Annotated in this window: 17 protein-coding genes; 11 read left to right on the top strand and 6 right to left on the bottom strand. The window is 43.1% G+C overall.

Going from position 1 to position 14,755, the window contains the following annotated elements; all coding sequences use genetic code 11:
* The 6 genes from H6G17_RS33180 to H6G17_RS25920 all read left to right on the top strand — a co-directional run.
* The coding region (locus tag H6G17_RS33180) for a hypothetical protein (RefSeq protein WP_206757175.1) at positions 1–436 on the top strand (436 nt) is incomplete at its 5' end.
* Positions 437–942: 506 nt separating this feature from the next.
* Entirely contained in the window at positions 943–1,149 is a 207-nt protein-coding gene (locus tag H6G17_RS25940) for a hypothetical protein (RefSeq protein WP_192161461.1), read from the top strand.
* A 228-nt stretch (positions 1,150–1,377) separates the two neighbouring features.
* Complete coding sequence (locus H6G17_RS25935; RefSeq protein WP_347276473.1) at positions 1,378–1,650, top strand: Mo-dependent nitrogenase C-terminal domain-containing protein; 273 nt, start codon at positions 1,378–1,380, stop codon at positions 1,648–1,650.
* 43 nt (positions 1,651–1,693) lie between these two features.
* Positions 1,694–1,834 carry a hypothetical protein gene (locus tag H6G17_RS25930; RefSeq protein ID WP_192161459.1) on the top strand — a complete coding sequence of 47 codons (141 nt, stop codon included), beginning with the start codon at positions 1,694–1,696 and terminating at the stop codon, positions 1,832–1,834.
* 136 nt (positions 1,835–1,970) lie between these two features.
* Positions 1,971–2,237: a hypothetical protein gene (locus H6G17_RS25925; protein ID WP_192161458.1), complete on the top strand. Its 267-nt coding sequence runs from the start codon at positions 1,971–1,973 to the stop codon at positions 2,235–2,237.
* Between the two features lie 169 nt (positions 2,238–2,406).
* Positions 2,407–3,147, top strand: a complete 741-nt coding sequence (locus tag H6G17_RS25920) for a peptidylprolyl isomerase (protein ID WP_192161457.1) — start codon at positions 2,407–2,409, stop codon at positions 3,145–3,147.
* A 77-nt stretch (positions 3,148–3,224) separates the two neighbouring features.
* On the opposite strand, the gene H6G17_RS25915 is transcribed toward H6G17_RS25920, so the two are convergent.
* The 3 genes from H6G17_RS25915 to H6G17_RS25905 form a co-directional block, all read right to left on the bottom strand.
* Complete coding sequence (locus tag H6G17_RS25915) at positions 3,225–4,175, bottom strand: alpha-E domain-containing protein (protein ID WP_192161456.1); 951 nt, start codon at positions 4,173–4,175, stop codon at positions 3,225–3,227.
* 69 nt (positions 4,176–4,244) lie between these two features.
* Positions 4,245–5,678, bottom strand: a complete 1,434-nt coding sequence (locus tag H6G17_RS25910) for a circularly permuted type 2 ATP-grasp protein (RefSeq protein WP_192161455.1) — start codon at positions 5,676–5,678, stop codon at positions 4,245–4,247.
* Positions 5,679–5,906: 228 nt separating this feature from the next.
* Positions 5,907–6,287, bottom strand: coding sequence for a DUF1636 domain-containing protein (locus tag H6G17_RS25905; RefSeq protein WP_192161454.1), 381 nt, complete (start codon positions 6,285–6,287; stop codon positions 5,907–5,909).
* Between the two features lie 71 nt (positions 6,288–6,358).
* Between H6G17_RS25905 and H6G17_RS25900 the strand changes: the two genes are divergently transcribed.
* On the top strand, positions 6,359–6,583 hold the full coding sequence (locus H6G17_RS25900; protein ID WP_192161453.1) for a high light inducible protein: 225 nt from the start codon (positions 6,359–6,361) through the stop codon (positions 6,581–6,583).
* A 198-nt stretch (positions 6,584–6,781) separates the two neighbouring features.
* Here H6G17_RS25900 and H6G17_RS25895 read toward each other — a convergent pair whose 3' ends face one another.
* The 3 genes from H6G17_RS25895 to H6G17_RS25885 all read right to left on the bottom strand — a co-directional run bounded on the left by H6G17_RS25895 (position 6,782) and on the right by H6G17_RS25885 (position 10,548).
* On the bottom strand, positions 6,782–8,818 hold the full coding sequence (locus H6G17_RS25895; RefSeq protein ID WP_192161452.1) for a primary-amine oxidase: 2,037 nt from the start codon (positions 8,816–8,818) through the stop codon (positions 6,782–6,784).
* 18 nt (positions 8,819–8,836) lie between these two features.
* Complete coding sequence (locus H6G17_RS25890) at positions 8,837–10,009, bottom strand: carbonate dehydratase (protein ID WP_199317001.1); 1,173 nt, start codon at positions 10,007–10,009, stop codon at positions 8,837–8,839.
* Between the two features lie 347 nt (positions 10,010–10,356).
* A complete protein-coding gene (locus H6G17_RS25885; RefSeq protein WP_192161451.1) occupies positions 10,357–10,548 on the bottom strand; it encodes a hypothetical protein in 192 nt (63 codons plus the stop codon).
* Between the two features lie 115 nt (positions 10,549–10,663).
* On the opposite strand from H6G17_RS25885, the gene H6G17_RS25880 reads away from it, so the two are divergent.
* The 4 genes from H6G17_RS25880 (at position 10,664) to H6G17_RS25865 (ending at position 14,602) form a co-directional block, all read left to right on the top strand.
* The gene (locus tag H6G17_RS25880) at positions 10,664–12,295 is read left to right on the top strand and encodes an alpha-D-glucose phosphate-specific phosphoglucomutase (RefSeq protein ID WP_192161450.1); all 1,632 of its coding nucleotides are present in this window, start codon (positions 10,664–10,666) and stop codon (positions 12,293–12,295) included.
* Between the two features lie 80 nt (positions 12,296–12,375).
* On the top strand, positions 12,376–12,684 hold the full coding sequence (locus tag H6G17_RS25875) for a hypothetical protein (RefSeq protein ID WP_192161449.1): 309 nt from the start codon (positions 12,376–12,378) through the stop codon (positions 12,682–12,684).
* Between the two features lie 381 nt (positions 12,685–13,065).
* Entirely contained in the window at positions 13,066–14,316 is a 1,251-nt protein-coding gene (locus H6G17_RS25870) for a phosphorylase (RefSeq protein ID WP_192161448.1), read from the top strand.
* A 97-nt stretch (positions 14,317–14,413) separates the two neighbouring features.
* Positions 14,414–14,602 (top strand): hypothetical protein, encoded by a 189-nt coding sequence (locus H6G17_RS25865; RefSeq protein WP_192161447.1) that lies wholly within the window; start codon positions 14,414–14,416, stop codon positions 14,600–14,602.
* Positions 14,603–14,755: the final 153 nt, after the last annotated feature.

The raw sequence follows: 14,755 nt of genomic DNA, 5'->3' as shown, positions 1-14,755 counted from the left end.
GGTATCATCAATCGTTAACATTTATTATTTCTATTCAGCTCAAAAGTTATCACATTTTGGGCTGCTTTTTTATGGCGATTTCTTAACATTCAACACTTCTGATTATATACCATATAGAACTTACAATCGGTTAATCAAAGAAAACAATCAGGTTACTAAGCTGAGTAGAGATGAAACGGATAAGTCCAACGTGGTTGAGCAGTCCTCTAAATCTAGAGTTGATAGCGAAACCTCACGAAAGTACGTAGGTAGTCTTTCCGATCTTGCTTATTGTGAAGCAATAAGTGAACGGCAGAAGAACGAACGCGGTAGTAAATTAGAATGGGGGTTGTTAAACAAGATTCGAGAATACAGTTCTTGCCAAGCTAAACTATTGTCGCTCAAGAATTATAGTTTTTCTGTACCGAATGGTGAGTTTCTGCACAAACTAAAATAACAATAATTAATTGAAACATCATTTCATTTTCAAAAAAATATCTTTTTTCTGCCGAGTTCGTTTACCTTTAAGAACGAGGCAGTTTTTCAGTGACAAGTTTCTATAGGACTCATATTTGATTTTTGAAATATGCGTAGGGTGCGTTAGCATGATGGCGTAACGCACCACTTATGCGTATAGGAGTGCGTTACGCGGCGCGATAACTAGCAGCATTACTTTATGCAAGCTAGATGGATTATCTGTAACAACAAAGCATGTGGTAAATGGTGTATCCTCACCTACTAGTAAGAGCGCTGTACGCTCCTACCTAATGTCTACTCTAAAAATAGCATTACCTTACTGCTTTGCTAATCTAGGGCGCTCAAAATTCAATTATTGTTACACAACTAAATTCAAAAAATATCTGCCAAATTGGCAACATAGCCTTATTTAGATTAGTTAGATTATTTATAACAACAAAACAAAGTTGTTGTTTCTCACAAAAACTACTTTTAAGGAGAAAATCAATGATTATTTCTGAATTGAATTATCTGGAAGTTGTTTCTAATAATAGCATTTTAGGAGGTACTCGCAAACCACCCAAGCATTCTTATCCAGTTAGCAAAAAGAGCAATTACGCTAAACTTGTCCAAATTCAGACAGGTGTTAATATTGCTGTTTTTAGCAAGGGTAATCAGTCTAATACTCAAAATGGCTCAATACGCCAGTCGTAAAGATTTACAGCCATATCTAGCTTGTCAATAAGTAACAAGGCTTGAATTGGTAGTGAAGCCGTGGTAAAAAAATGCGCTTTTTTAACTCTATCTTTCGACTGTAACTGTTGATTCTAATCCCAGAATTTAATACTAAGTATTAAATTCTGGGATTGGCAAACAGTACATACAAATTTAACTTAGTGGATTTAAAAACTTACACATTACTTAACTAGATGATAGTGAGTGATGATTATGAAGAAACTTATTAATCTAATGATTTTAGTTTACCAGTGGTTTGATACGATAGAAGTTTATGACCTAAAGATAGCTAAATTATTGTGCAAGATAATCCCGACTCATTGTCCTTTTGAGCGGAAAATCAAGCTCTGCGATCGCACCTTATTTTATATTCCACCCTTGTGTAAGCTCAACCCTCTCTACGAGCAAGTGGTTAGGCTTCGTTTCAAAGCTCTATCCTATTTAGTGGATTGCGGTGAAGATATAACGAAATATTGCTGATAGTCAAAAATATTATTACTAGTCTTAGCAGAGAGGTTAACTCATGAACGCCAATATTAGCTTTGAAACAGTACTTCAGCTCCTGACAATGGTTTATCTGCTCTCAGTAATGCTGCTACTTGTAGCTTCTGATAGTGGTTTAGCAATTATTGAAACTCTGGAAGCTAGTGACAATGGGAAATGATAATAGCCGTCTCTACATATGGCGATATAGAGTTGTGCATACTATATCTACATTTAGTATCTCTTAAGTGATTTAAAATAATTATTCTTATTAGCATCGATCCAAAAGTAACGAATATTACAAGGAGAAAAATACCATGATTATCTCTGAATTGAGCTACTGTGGAGAAATTACAGAATTCCCTACTATTAGTGGTTCTAGCGGAGCCTGCTCGCTCACTGTTCAGTGGGTGAATGGCGAACCTACTGCTGAGAGTAAAGGTTGTCCTCTTACCAAAAAAGTTATTAAAAAAGGAGGTATTACTACCTACATTTTTGAGGCTGGTAATAACCAAGTTAGTCTCTCTTCTGATGGGAATAATACACAATCTAGCTGGCAAACTTCTTATATGAACGGCTTCTAGAAGTAATAGTAAAACACAGTAGTTACTTCTAGTTGCATCTTGCCACTTTGATAGATTAATCAAGCAGCATTGCTACTAATTCTAGCTTTTGGATTGAGAACAAGAGTTGTTAAAAATGCTGCTTTTAACTTACTCAAAACCAAACTAAGAAAAAATGAATTAGTGTAAAATGCCTAGTCTTTTAGAGTTAAACGTTCTACCCGATGAGATTTTGGATTTTCTACGAAAAACTACACATTTTCGAGAAATTTATCAGGAAGTTTTGTATCAAAAAATTATTGCTCAAGTCGCTCAAGAAAGAGGGTTAGTAGTTACCCCAGAAGAAATACAGATTGAAGCAGATTGTCTCAGACGCGAACAGAGTTTAGAGAAGGTTGCCGATACACTGGCATGGCTAGCAGATCAGATGATTACTGTAGGTGAGTGGGAAGCAGGAATTTGCGATCGCCTTCTAGCTCAAAAATTAGCTAACAATCTATTCGCCTCAGAAGTAGAAAAGTTTTTTGCTCAGTCTCAACTTGATTTTGAACAGATTTTGCTTTACCAAATTATTGTTCCCTTTGAGCGAGTCGCTCAAGAGATATTCTATCAAATCACCGAAGAAGAAATTAGTTTTTATCAAGCTGCTCACCTTTATGACATTGATGAAAAGCGCAGCTATCAGTGTGGTTATGAAGGAAAGCTTTACCGTTGGAGCTTACAACCAGATATAGCAACAGCTATATTTGGCGCTCAACCAGGAGAGTTAGTTGGTCCACTGCAAACCGAGCAAGGACACCATCTTTTGATGGTCGAAGAGTTTATTCCAGCTAAATTAACACCAGAATTGCAGCAAGAAATCGTTAATAGAATGTTTAAGGAATGGTTGGAGAGCGAGTTAAATTATCTACTTCATAATCAAACAACTTAAAACAGCACTGATATCGATTCCTGCAAATATTGCCGAGGTTTATACCAAGAAATTCAATTCTACTACTCACAACTCACTCAAACAGGATTGACCGCTACAAAAGTCGTAAAAATCTTGTCACCCACATCGTTAATTTGATGCTGGATGCGATCGAGAAATTCATGCAGTCCAATATTGACAATTTCTTCAATTGTGATATATTCCAATTCCGATCGCGATCGACCGAGGGCGCGTTCGACGGGATTTTGCCAAGTACCGATGGGAGTTCCAGTAATTTGATGTAGCGATTGCTCTGCTTGGAGTAAGCAAAATTGAATCGAACGAGGAAATTCGCGGTTGAGAATCAAAAATTCCGCTACAGCTGTAGGCGCAATCCGATGTCGTCCCCATTTACGATACATTTCGTAAGCGCTCGCAGATTTTAGCAATGCTATCCATTGCAACTGGTCTAGAGTCGTCCCCACATCTTTAGCTGAAGGTAGTAAAATATAGTATTTTACATCTAAAATTCGCGCAGTTTTATCAGCCCGTTCTAACAAACGTCCAATTTGTCCGAAATGCCAACCTTCATTGTGCGTCATGGTTGCATTCATCACCCCAGCAAACAAGTGACTGGCTAGCTTGACTTCAGCAAAAAAATTTGACCATTCAGGAACGGTATGAGATTGAGCCGCTTCCTTGACTAGGAAATAAAATGCATTTACCCGTTCCCACATTTCCGAGGAAATAATTTCCCGGATCGATCGCGCGTTCTCTCTAGCAGCAAACAAGCAAGAAGCGATCGAATTAGAATATTCGCGATCGAAAGTCAAGAACTGAATCACATTTTCTGCTGTCGCTTCACCGTAGCGTTCTTGAAATAACGATAAATCCCCTGTAGTCAAAATCAAAGGTTTCCACTGCTGCGCTTCTCCAGTAGGAGCATCCAACAATAGAGTTAAATTGACATCAATAAAACGGGCAACATTTTCTGCCCTTTCTACATAGCGGTTTAACCAGTAAATTGAATCAGCAACTCTGCTTAGCATAGTTGGTAATAGGTGAGAGAGCTATTTTTGACTTCTGACTTTTGACTTTTGACTTCTTACCCTCACTCCTCATTTACATACCACCCAAGTATCTTTACTCCCTCCACCTTGGGAAGAGTTGACTACCAGAGAACCTCTTCTAAGGGCGACGCGGGTTAGTCCACCTGGATTGACGTAAATTTCTTTACCGTAGAGGATATACGGTCGCAAGTCTACGTGACAGCCTTCAAATTGGTCTTCTAAAATGGTTGGCACGCGAGACAAACACAAAGTTGGTTGGGCAATGTAGTTGCGCGGACTAGCCTTAATTTTTTCGGCAAATTCTTGGCGTTGTTCTGGGGTGGCAGAAGAACCAATGAGCATTCCGTAGCCACCAGATTCATTCGCTGCTTTGACAACTAACTTATCGAGATTTGCCAAAACATGAGCCTGTTGATTTGGTTCCCAACAGAGGTATGTAGGAACGTTAGATAAAATCGGTTCTTCGCCCAAATAGTAACGAATCATCGCTGGAACGTATGCGTAGATGACTTTATCATCAGCTACACCAGTTCCTAGTGCGTTAGCCAGTCCCACTCTACCCGCACGATAGACTTCCATCAGTCCAGGTATGCCTAATAAAGAATCGGGGCGAAATGCTAAAGGATCGATAAAATCGTCGTCAATCCGGCGATAAACGGCATCAACGCGCTTTAAGCCTTTGGTAGTCCGCATTTGTAGGTAGCCATCCGCCACTACCAAATCTCGTCCTTCTACCAACTCCACACCCATCTGCTGCGCTAAGAAGGAATGCTCGAAGTAAGCTGAGTTGTAAATTCCTGGTGTTAAAACAACTACCGTTGGATCGTAGAGTTGAGGAGGAGCCAGGTTGAGTAGGGTTTCTAGTAAATGACTCGGATATTCCTCAACCGGCTGAATTGTCATCGATTCAAAGACTTTAGGAAAAGTGCTTTTCATGACGCGACGATTTTCCAGCACGTAGGAAACGCCAGAAGGACAGCGCATATTATCTTCTAACACGTACCAACGACCATCGCGATCGCGCACTAGGTCAGTTCCGGTAATATGACACCAGATCCCACCAGGCGGTTTTAGTCCAATACAAGGCTTTAAAAATCCCGTAGCCGATTCGATTAACTCGCTCGGAATCACGCTATCTCGTATGATTTTCTGCTCGTTATAAATATCGTTAATAAACAAATTCAGGGCAAAGATCCGTTGCTTGAGTCCCTTTTCTAGAAACTGCCATTCCGCGGCTGAGACAATGCGGGGAATGATGTCGAAGGGAAAAATTCGTTCTGTACCTTCACCTTCACTGTAAACATTAAAGGTGACTCCCATGTTCATCAAAGCAATTTGTGCTGCTTGATGTCGCCGTTGTAATTCTCCTGCTGGTAGAGAATTAATTCTTTCTAGCAGTGGAATTGCTTCCGCACGAGGTTTTTCTTTAGTGACGAATAGCTCGTCGTAAAAGTCTCCTGGTTCGTAATTGTCGAATCGCACAATAGAAAGGGTAGGGGTAAGGGGAAAAGTCGTAAGTCGTAAGTCAGAAGTTCTTCCGACTTGCTACTTTTTAGCGATCGCAGTTTGTCTATCGTTCATGTTGAATTACCTTACCAAATAGAATATCGATCGCATTTCAACTGTAGTTTTGACTACAAAATTGATTTTTAATTGGTAAATGAGGGTTAGGTAGTGGCACTTTGGCTGGGGTAAAACCAGCCTGAGAATTCAACTACTCATGGGCGGAACTCGCGCCACAATACCTTTTTTCAGTGGTTCCGGTCGCTCCGACCAAGGCAGCAGACCGTCGTTCTTAGCATGATACTTGTTAGCGCAGTCGAGTATGGCAGCAGCGCTATCTTCAGCTGGTAGTGTCCCAAATACGTAAGTACACTTTCCTGCTGCCGCAAACGTCACAACGCAGGGAGAGCTACACGCACTCATGCACTCTACTGCTTGTAAAGAAAATTCTGGTGCGAGTTGCCACTCTTCATAAAGTTGGGTTAAGCGATCGAACAAGATTTGACCACCACTCACTCCCACTCGTTTACCGTCCTGCCAAGTACTAGCGCAGGTTGTACAGACAAATACAGTGTGTTTCTCGTTCATAAATGTTGCAAAACTTAATAAAGTTTGTTAAGTTTATTTAAGACAAAGTAACAAATGGAAAAAATAGTCTCATGACACGCTCTGGATATATTACTTCACCTGGCGAAGGCGACAAGCTCAACAATTTCGCCGTCGAACCCAAAATGTATGTAGATGAGACCCCCCGCATTGGTTTTACCGACTATGCCGAACTACTCAACGGGCGGTTGGCAGCGATTGGTTTTGTAGCTTTGATTGCAATGGAAGTATTGACAGGTCACGGTATTTTTGGGTATCTAGCTGGTCTGGGACAGTAGATATTCCTGTCTTAGATGACAATGCACAGGTAATTTAAGGTTGCTAGATATAGTAGGGAACAGGGAGCTTTTGAGCAGGGAGCAGAGGAAAAAAACTTGGCTAATATTGCTTGTAGATAATTGAAATGCCCCGATCTATCAGCTCTCTGCTATAAATGTGATAAATTGCTAGCAACCCATAATTAAACAATTATTTGTTTAGGAAGAGTGCTTGACGGCTGTTGGTTCTGGTAGGTTGATAGCAGGATTGCGCGTGAAGAACCCTACAGGGATCAACTTAAAACTAGCATGGTGAACGGGCATAACAGGCCAGTCTTCAGGACGAGGAATATGCGTAGTACCCAACGTGTACCAAGCTACCAAGTCTTGACCTATAAGCGGTTCATCATCCGCAACAAGGGTAGGTAAGCCCTGCTGGGAGTTGCTTTGGTTGGGATATTCTCCTCCAGCGTGGAGTTCTTTAGGTTTATACTTAGTCACCCAGAAATGGTGAGTAGCGAAGCCCGCGCGATCGCGAATTGTTGCGTCTTGGCTGGGGAAAAAGACTGTATTTCCAGATGGCATGAGCATATAACTCGTAAGTGCGCCGAGTTGATTTTTACGAGTCGTACTGGCGATCGCCCATTTTCGATTTTCTGCCATACTGAGATCTCGGACGGCGCTTTTTTCTGTTGTTAGGGGCGTGTCTTTGGCAACAAATGCATTGCCTTGAAGGTTATTTGCACCGATAGGTAGGGATTGAACCGTCATTTCCATCGGCATATTTGCTTCACCGTCTACGTCTAGATCCAATCGGAAGTTAAAAAAGTGCTGGTGGTTGACACCGACAATGTTTTTGGCCATTAACTTGCCGTAGGTATCTCGATTTGCAGTGGTGACAGAATCCGATCCTTGGGCTAAAACAAGTCCGTGCAAGTCAGTTCGCACGTCTAACGATCCATCTTGGTGAAAGATCCAGTTGATGGCGTAATCGTAGTTACCGATCGCGGCTGTCGTTGTGACAATGAGCTGGCGATCGCGTCGGACATCCTTGCGTTCGGATCTATAATCGTAGTGCTTCCATAACACGCCATCATCTTTTTCATAGATCCCGATAACATCAGGCATGGCATAAGGTTTGCCTTGCGAGTCTGCTAGCACTGCATCTAGCAATACCCCATTTTCAGGAACTTCTTTGCCTAGTTCCTGAGTATTAGTTAGCGTACCGAAATTGTATTCTCCGACATCAAAGGCATTGCGAAACGACCACTGCGGATTGGGATCGCCATAGGGAACGACCATTTCAGATAGGCTGGCACGATACATGACTGGACGAAATTCGCGACCGTCTTCATGCTGCACTTGGTAAAGGATCAAGCCATCCCGTGGATGCATCGTGTAGCGGAATTTCCACCCCTGCCAACTCACTTCATTACCATTGAGTTTGAAGGTGTGACCGTTTGGTTGCAGGATTTTTAGTAACTTGGCTGCCGTTCTTAGGGGGCTGAGCGATCGCGGATCGTAGTCCCAATTTTCCTTGGAGAGAGCTACGACACCCGTATCGCTAAAACTAGCCAGTTTTTTAGCATTGAGATCGACAGTTGCAACGACTCCCTCTATCGGCGTGCCGTAGTAGTTCCAGCGATCGCCTTTGAAGTAAGATAACGTGCGACACAGACGCGCCCCACTTGACTTTTCTGCTTCAGTCACCAGCCCTACTGCCCAGCCTTCAACGACAACTTGTTTAAGGTCAGTAATGCCTCGCTTCCTCATAGCCGCTTGCCAGCGCGGATCGGCTTTGGTGACTGCCTCTGCTATTTCATATTCTGGTTCCATGATGGCTGGCTGCACGCCAGGAATCTCTTGCCAGGATGACAAAACACCAGCTTTAGTTGTAGGTTTTAAAGTTACAACAGCTTCGTAGGTTTTGTTTTGAGAGCGATCGTAAACCACGGCAAAAACTTCGCGTTTGAAGGATTGTCCTGGCTTGAAATTCAAGACTTCTGTTTTATCTGGTTCGTTCAGAGCAACGATGGGAAAGTGAATTTCCCGTTGGGGTATTTTTTGTTTAATGAGTGCAACGGCTGCTGTAATCTCTTGTGCTGTTAATGAATCGAGTGGATGAGTAGGGGTGACTATTCGAGCTAGAGAGATTTGAATTGAACCGATGGCGATCGCGACTACGATAAACGTGGCTATAGATAACCAAAATTGTTTTCGCCGCTTCGAGAATAACTGGGAAAGCATTTGCAACATAGGAAGATTTCTGCGCTGTCAGATTGGCAGCCTTGGCGATCGCACTAAGGCATCTGCTTGCTTCTGGGTAGTAATAATAGCGCGATCGGGAACTTTTACGCCGTTTTGCAGCGTTACGTCCACCACTATAGCCTCGCTGCCGATTGTCACGTTGTTACCAACTTTAGAACGAAATAATACAGTATCATCTCCAATTGTGAGATTATCGCCAACTTCGAGAGGTCCGTGAAAAACGATGTTATCGCTCGTATCTAAGTTTTTACCAATATGGATACTCGTACCTTTGAGCGCATGAAACGTGACTCGATCCTCAATTTGGGCATTCTTCCCAATAATAATTGGTGTGCCTTCATCAGCACGAATTGAAGTTCGCTGTCCCACGGTGCTATTATTGCCAAGCCTGACATCTCCAACGATGCGAGCAAACTCATCAAGTTTCACATTCTGACCGATTGTGGGTTTGACTGGTTTCGGATTCCAAGATGTTTTTGGTGCTGTACTAACACCCGTTACGGCATCAAATCCTGCTTCTTCGTACAGGTGGCTGTAGTTTTCAGCAAACTCGGCATTGACTTCTAATACTTCTGCTTGAAACTTAGAATTAGCTTCCGTTTTAAGTGGGAGAGCATTAGCCTGCGCTTGAGTCGTAATAACTGCCCCAATTGGTACTAAACGGTTTTTGCCAATCCGCACGTTCGACAGAATCGCACCATGCAGTACAAAAGCACCGTCTTCTAGCACTACGTTGCGCAAGCGGGTATGAAAACCGATAAAGGTGAAGTTGCCAATTTGTGAATTCTCAATATTTGCCTGATGAGCAATACTCACTCGTTCGCCAGTACTACTTGATTTTGCCGCACAAGCACTTGGAGGAGCCGTATTTCTACGGAGTGCTAGAAATAAAATATTGTCTTGAAAATTAGTTCGATCGCCAATACAAATGCGAGTGTTGGGTTCCGCTCGGATGATAGTGTTACTAGCAATAAAAACTTTTCGACCAATTGAAATATCACCAAAAAACTCATCTAACGGACTAATAAAGCTAGAATTAACTACGATTTTAAATGGTTCAAATAAACTGGTTGAACCCTGAGACTGAGCATTAATAACAATCGTCTTTAGGGTAAAAATAATCACAATCAGACCGAGGAACACGAAAAGCTTCAACCTACTTTTAGCATTCTTGAACATAGATTATTTACCAAAAGGCATGGCAAGTTGTGTATTTAGAAGCTTAACTTGAAGTTCTAAGGTTGAATAGTTTGCCATAATAATAATATAAGATGCGATTTATCAAAATCACAACTTTTGTCCGTACTTACGTCTCCGATTGTGAATTTGAAAGCGAGACAACAGCACATTATTTTTCTGAATAGAGCGCTTGTTTGGCAGGTTTTTAATTTGTAAACTCGTTCAGTAGAAGTAGGTTGAAAAAATGATCTGTATTTGCCAACTCAACAACTAAAGTATTAGGCAATCTAGTGCGAAACAGCTCGGTAAATTATTATTTTGGGGGCAATGCAAAATCTTTCATACCTTCAGCGATCGCGATCGGCTTTTGCCTCATAGCTGCGAAGCGCGAAGCATGAGCGTAGCAATCGCCTCTGCACCTTCCTCTCAGCTTTCATCGCACCACGCAATTCACTGCTCCCTGCTCCCTGACTTGAGAGTGATGGCAAGGGAGGATGGTAATGTGAAAATAGCGCCAGATATTCTGCGATTCCAAGCAAAGTGTCACAGTGCTAAGTGCAGCGACGAAATAGATCGAAAGTTCAAAGTAGCGCAATCGCCCTTTTTGAAAAGTTTACAGTTGCAAACGCTCGGTCAGGAACAATAACCTATTCCATGAATATCCTTGAAGTCTCCACTACTCCCTTTACCGACCAGAAGCCAGGTACTTCTGGTTTGCGAAAAGCGGTCAAAGTGTTTCAGCAACCCCACTATTTAGAAAACTTCGTCCAATCCATCTTCGATAGTCTCGAAGGTTGTCAGGGACAAACTTTAGCTTTGGGTGGTGACGGTCGTTACTACAACAGAAAAGCGATCCAAATTATTTTGAAAATGGCTGCTGCGAATGGTTTTAGCCGGATTAAGGTCGGTCATCGCGGTATTCTCTCTACTCCTGCGACTTCCTGTATTATTCGCCAATACAAAACCCTGGGTGGAATTATTCTCTCTGCCAGCCACAACCCAGGTGGGGTAGATGGGGACTTTGGCGTAAAATACAACACTGGCAACGGTGGACCCGCACCGGAAAAGGTAACTGAGGCAATCTATGCCCGTAGTAAAACAATTGATCGCTACAAAATTCTAGATGCACCAGATATCGATTTAGACACGTTAGGCGAGTCTCGTTTGGGAGAGATGACGGTTGAAGTTATCGACTCAGTTCAAGACTACCAAAAGCTAATGGAGTCGCTATTTGATTTCGATCGCATTCGTCAATTTCTCACCTCTGGTAAACGCATCTGCATTGATTCCATGCACGCAGTCACGGGTCCCTATGCCCGGGCAATTTTCGAGCAAAGCTTGGGCGCACCGCAAGGTACGGTAGTCAACGGTACGCCTTTAGAAGATTTTGGCGGCGGACACCCAGACCCGAATTTAGTCTATGCCCACGATCTCGTAGAAATTCTGTTTGGAGACAATGCGCCTGACTTTGGGGCTGCTTCCGATGGAGATGGCGATCGCAATATGATCTTGGGCAAACATTTCTTCGTCACCCCTAGCGATAGTTTAGCAGTGCTGACAGCCAACGCTAAGTTAGTCCCTGGTTATGCTTCAGGAATCGCTGGAGTTGCCAGATCTATGCCCACAAGTCAAGCGGCGGATCGCGTAGCAGCTAAATTGGGAATTGATTGTTACGAAACTCCAACGGGATGGAAGTTTTTCGGCAATCTCCTCGATGCAGGCAAAGCAACCCTGTGCGGGGAAGAAAGTTTTGGTACGGGTTCCAACCACATTCGCGAAAAAGACGGGCTGTGGGCAGTGTTATTTTGGTTAAACATCCTTGCCGTGCGCCAACAATCGGTAGAACACATCGTGCGCGAACACTGGCAGACATACGGTCGCAATTATTACTCGCGCCACGACTATGAAGGAGTAGATAGCGATCGCGCCAATACCTTAATGGAAAAGTTGCGTTCCGTTGTTCCCACGCTCAAAGGTAAGCGTTACGGACAATATGAAGTCGAATACGCAGACGATTTCAGCTACACCGACCCGATTGATGGTAGTATCAGCAGCAAACAAGGCGTGCGGATCGGTTTTGTTGACGGTTCTCGGATCGTCTTCCGCCTTTCCGGTACGGGAACCCAAGGAGCAACATTGCGGGTTTACTTTGAAAGCTACGAAGGTGACTCTAGCAAACAAGATCTAGAGGTACAACAAGCGCTAGCCGAACCAATTGCGATCGCCCAGGAAGTTGCTCAAATTCGCGAATATACTGGCATGTCGAAACCAACGGTGATTACATAATTAGTTATCAGTTATCGTAAGCCGTAAGTGTTTTTTTACTTACGACTTACGACTTACGACTTATTACTTACCCCTGTGTTATGGCAAAAACTCTGGGAGAACAGCTTTTAGCAGTGACTGTAGGACGCTCTCGCGATGCAGGAACTCATTCCAATTGCTGTAGTGTCTGTGGGAAACCATTGGGTAATGATACAAATCCTAGCGATCGCCAAGTTGTAACTGAATCAGATTCAAGTCAAATACTCGTTTTTGGGCTAACTGTACTCATCGGTTTACCCATGCTTTGTGGTGGACTGTATCTACTCGGAAGTACGCTAGCAAATCTACAAACTCAAGGGAGTCGCGCGAATCCGGCGATCGTCAATCGTTGCAACACTCCCGCTCGATAGATTGGATTGGAAAATAAACTCTAGGAATAACACTCCGACTCCCGACTCCCGTACGGGCGGGTTTTCCAAATAGACTCTGATACCAAATACAGATTTTGGGTAAACCTGCCCCTACAATTCCCGACTCCCGTACGGGCGGGTTTTCCAAATAGACTCTGATACCAAATACAGATTTTGGGTAAACCTGCCCCTACAATTCCCGACTCCCGCTTCTTACAGCAACCACTGACGAATAAGTCAACTTTTCTATAGTTTCACGACAAAATACAATGTTTAATTCCTAACTAATAGTTAAGTTGCAAATACTACCATTTTGCGTGGTTGCCAATACTACTATCCTAATGACCTAGCGTTACAACAAGAGGGTAGGAGAGCAAAACCATGAGATTTAGCAAGAATACAACTAGATTGCGTTGGTGGCAACTGCCTATTTTGCTCTCTTTTGCGTCTCAGTTACCCGTCAGCAGCACTCAAGCCGCACCGATTAAAGGGGAGTGTAAAGCTAATACTGATGCAGTTCCCAGAATTGCTCTCGTTTCTGCATTTTCTGGTGAGGCAGATCGATTTATTGATGAAATGCGCTTGAATGATGGTCGAAACAAATTTGATGGCTGCGTCAACATCAACGGACATCGCTTTAGTAAGGGAAAATTGCGCGGTAAGAATGTCGTTGTCATATTGACTAATATCAGTATTGTCAACGCTACAATGGTGACGCAATTAACGCTAGATAAATTTAACGTCTCGAAAGTAATTTTTAGCGGGATCGCTGGTGGAGTTGGTGGGGTTGGAGCAAACGACGACGACCCTAATACCCCGAACGAGACACCCATCGGTTCGGTGACGATCCCCAAACGGTGGGCTTTCCCCCAAGAGACGTATTTCAATAACACGGCAGAAATTGTACCGTGTGCGTTCTCGCCTGGACTTCAGCTCAATCACGTCCTGCAAGATCCCTTGGAGGAAGCCAAGACCTGTAATTTTCTCATCGGACAAGCATCTGAACCAGGGCAAGCTAACCAAGAAGGGATCTTTCAACCAGATGCTAAGAATGCTTTCTTACGCAATACAAATGTCAGTTCCGATCGCGCACCGCAATTTTACTTCAACCAGAACAACGAACAGATCATCCGTCAAGTGCCATTCCCAGGCGCGTCTGTCAACCCAGAGACAGATCAAGACTTAAAATTTTGGTTTACGGTTGATGAGGCAATGTTTAAAAAAGCAAGTCAGCTGGAAGTTAAGTTATTGGACTGTCCCCAACTCGACCAGGCGGGAAATTGCGCTACTACGCCGATCGATCCACCACCTCAACTGATCGTCGGTCAAAATGGGGTCGCTGGACCTACATTTGTTGACAACGCCCAATATCGGAGATTTCTAGCGACAACCCTTAATTTTGACGAACAAGGCAACCGCAACGCCGACACGGATGTATTAGTTGTCGATATGGAAACCACCGCTTCGGCAATGGTAGCCTATTCCAACAACGTCCCTTTCATTGCCGTCAGAAGCGTTTCCGATTTAGCTGGTGGTGGCGAAGAGGCAGCTGCAACGCAAATCGGCACATTTTTTGCGATCGCAGCGGAAAATCAAGCACGGGTTGTATTTGCTTTCCTAGAAAAGCTGTAAGAGATCGGTTGGCAGTAACCTCATCTGATATGACAAATGGTAGCCAACGCAGTATATATTGACTTCGTGCTACCTGTAATATCGGAGGGTTAAATTTATGTCCGCTCATGATGCTAATGCGCCTGCCCATCCTACAGACCCAACCATGTTGGATAAAGGATTGACTAAACGCGAATACATTGCCGCGATCGCCCTATCCGCAACTGATGCGAGTGCAACAGCCCAAGAACGAGCCAAGCAAGCTGTCGAACTGACTGATGCTCTGTTTAAGGCATTGCATGGTTAATTCGTAATTCATAATTCGTAATTCGTAATTATTTCTTCAATTGCGAATTGCGAAAAATTTAGCTGTTAATCAGTTCGAGCTGCTTTATTTTTGGCAAGTTTCATTTTATAATAGTCTTGTTACAATGGGAATATTTGCATTTTTAAGAAATTT

It is taken from the genome of Chroococcidiopsis sp. [FACHB-1243] (assembly GCF_014696895.1).
Taxonomy (GTDB): domain Bacteria; phylum Cyanobacteriota; class Cyanobacteriia; order Cyanobacteriales; family Chroococcidiopsidaceae; genus Chroococcidiopsis.
The sequence above is the reverse complement of the archived record's forward strand: the minus strand, read 5'-3'. Positions and strand labels throughout refer to the sequence as shown.

What these genes read in the sequence shown, in the direction of transcription:
- H6G17_RS25940 (WP_192161461.1), top strand. Translation starts at nt 943, where the DNA reads ATGATTATTTCTGAATTGAATTATCTGGAAGTTGTTTCTAATAATAGC.
- H6G17_RS25935 (WP_347276473.1), top strand. Translation starts at nt 1,378, where the DNA reads ATGATTATGAAGAAACTTATTAATCTAATGATTTTAGTTTACCAGTGG.
- H6G17_RS25930 (WP_192161459.1), top strand. Translation starts at nt 1,694, where the DNA reads ATGAACGCCAATATTAGCTTTGAAACAGTACTTCAGCTCCTGACAATG.
- H6G17_RS25925 (WP_192161458.1), top strand. Translation starts at nt 1,971, where the DNA reads ATGATTATCTCTGAATTGAGCTACTGTGGAGAAATTACAGAATTCCCT.
- H6G17_RS25920 (WP_192161457.1), top strand. Translation starts at nt 2,407, where the DNA reads ATGCCTAGTCTTTTAGAGTTAAACGTTCTACCCGATGAGATTTTGGAT.
- H6G17_RS25915 (WP_192161456.1), bottom strand. Translation starts at nt 4,175, where the DNA reads ATGCTAAGCAGAGTTGCTGATTCAATTTACTGGTTAAACCGCTATGTA.
- H6G17_RS25905 (WP_192161454.1), bottom strand. Translation starts at nt 6,287, where the DNA reads ATGAACGAGAAACACACTGTATTTGTCTGTACAACCTGCGCTAGTACT.
- H6G17_RS25900 (WP_192161453.1), top strand. Translation starts at nt 6,359, where the DNA reads ATGACACGCTCTGGATATATTACTTCACCTGGCGAAGGCGACAAGCTC.
- H6G17_RS25895 (WP_192161452.1), bottom strand. Translation starts at nt 8,818, where the DNA reads ATGTTGCAAATGCTTTCCCAGTTATTCTCGAAGCGGCGAAAACAATTT.
- H6G17_RS25890 (WP_199317001.1), bottom strand. Translation starts at nt 10,009, where the DNA reads ATGTTCAAGAATGCTAAAAGTAGGTTGAAGCTTTTCGTGTTCCTCGGT.
- H6G17_RS25880 (WP_192161450.1), top strand. Translation starts at nt 10,664, where the DNA reads ATGAATATCCTTGAAGTCTCCACTACTCCCTTTACCGACCAGAAGCCA.
- H6G17_RS25875 (WP_192161449.1), top strand. Translation starts at nt 12,376, where the DNA reads ATGGCAAAAACTCTGGGAGAACAGCTTTTAGCAGTGACTGTAGGACGC.
- H6G17_RS25870 (WP_192161448.1), top strand. Translation starts at nt 13,066, where the DNA reads ATGAGATTTAGCAAGAATACAACTAGATTGCGTTGGTGGCAACTGCCT.
- H6G17_RS25865 (WP_192161447.1), top strand. Translation starts at nt 14,414, where the DNA reads ATGTCCGCTCATGATGCTAATGCGCCTGCCCATCCTACAGACCCAACC.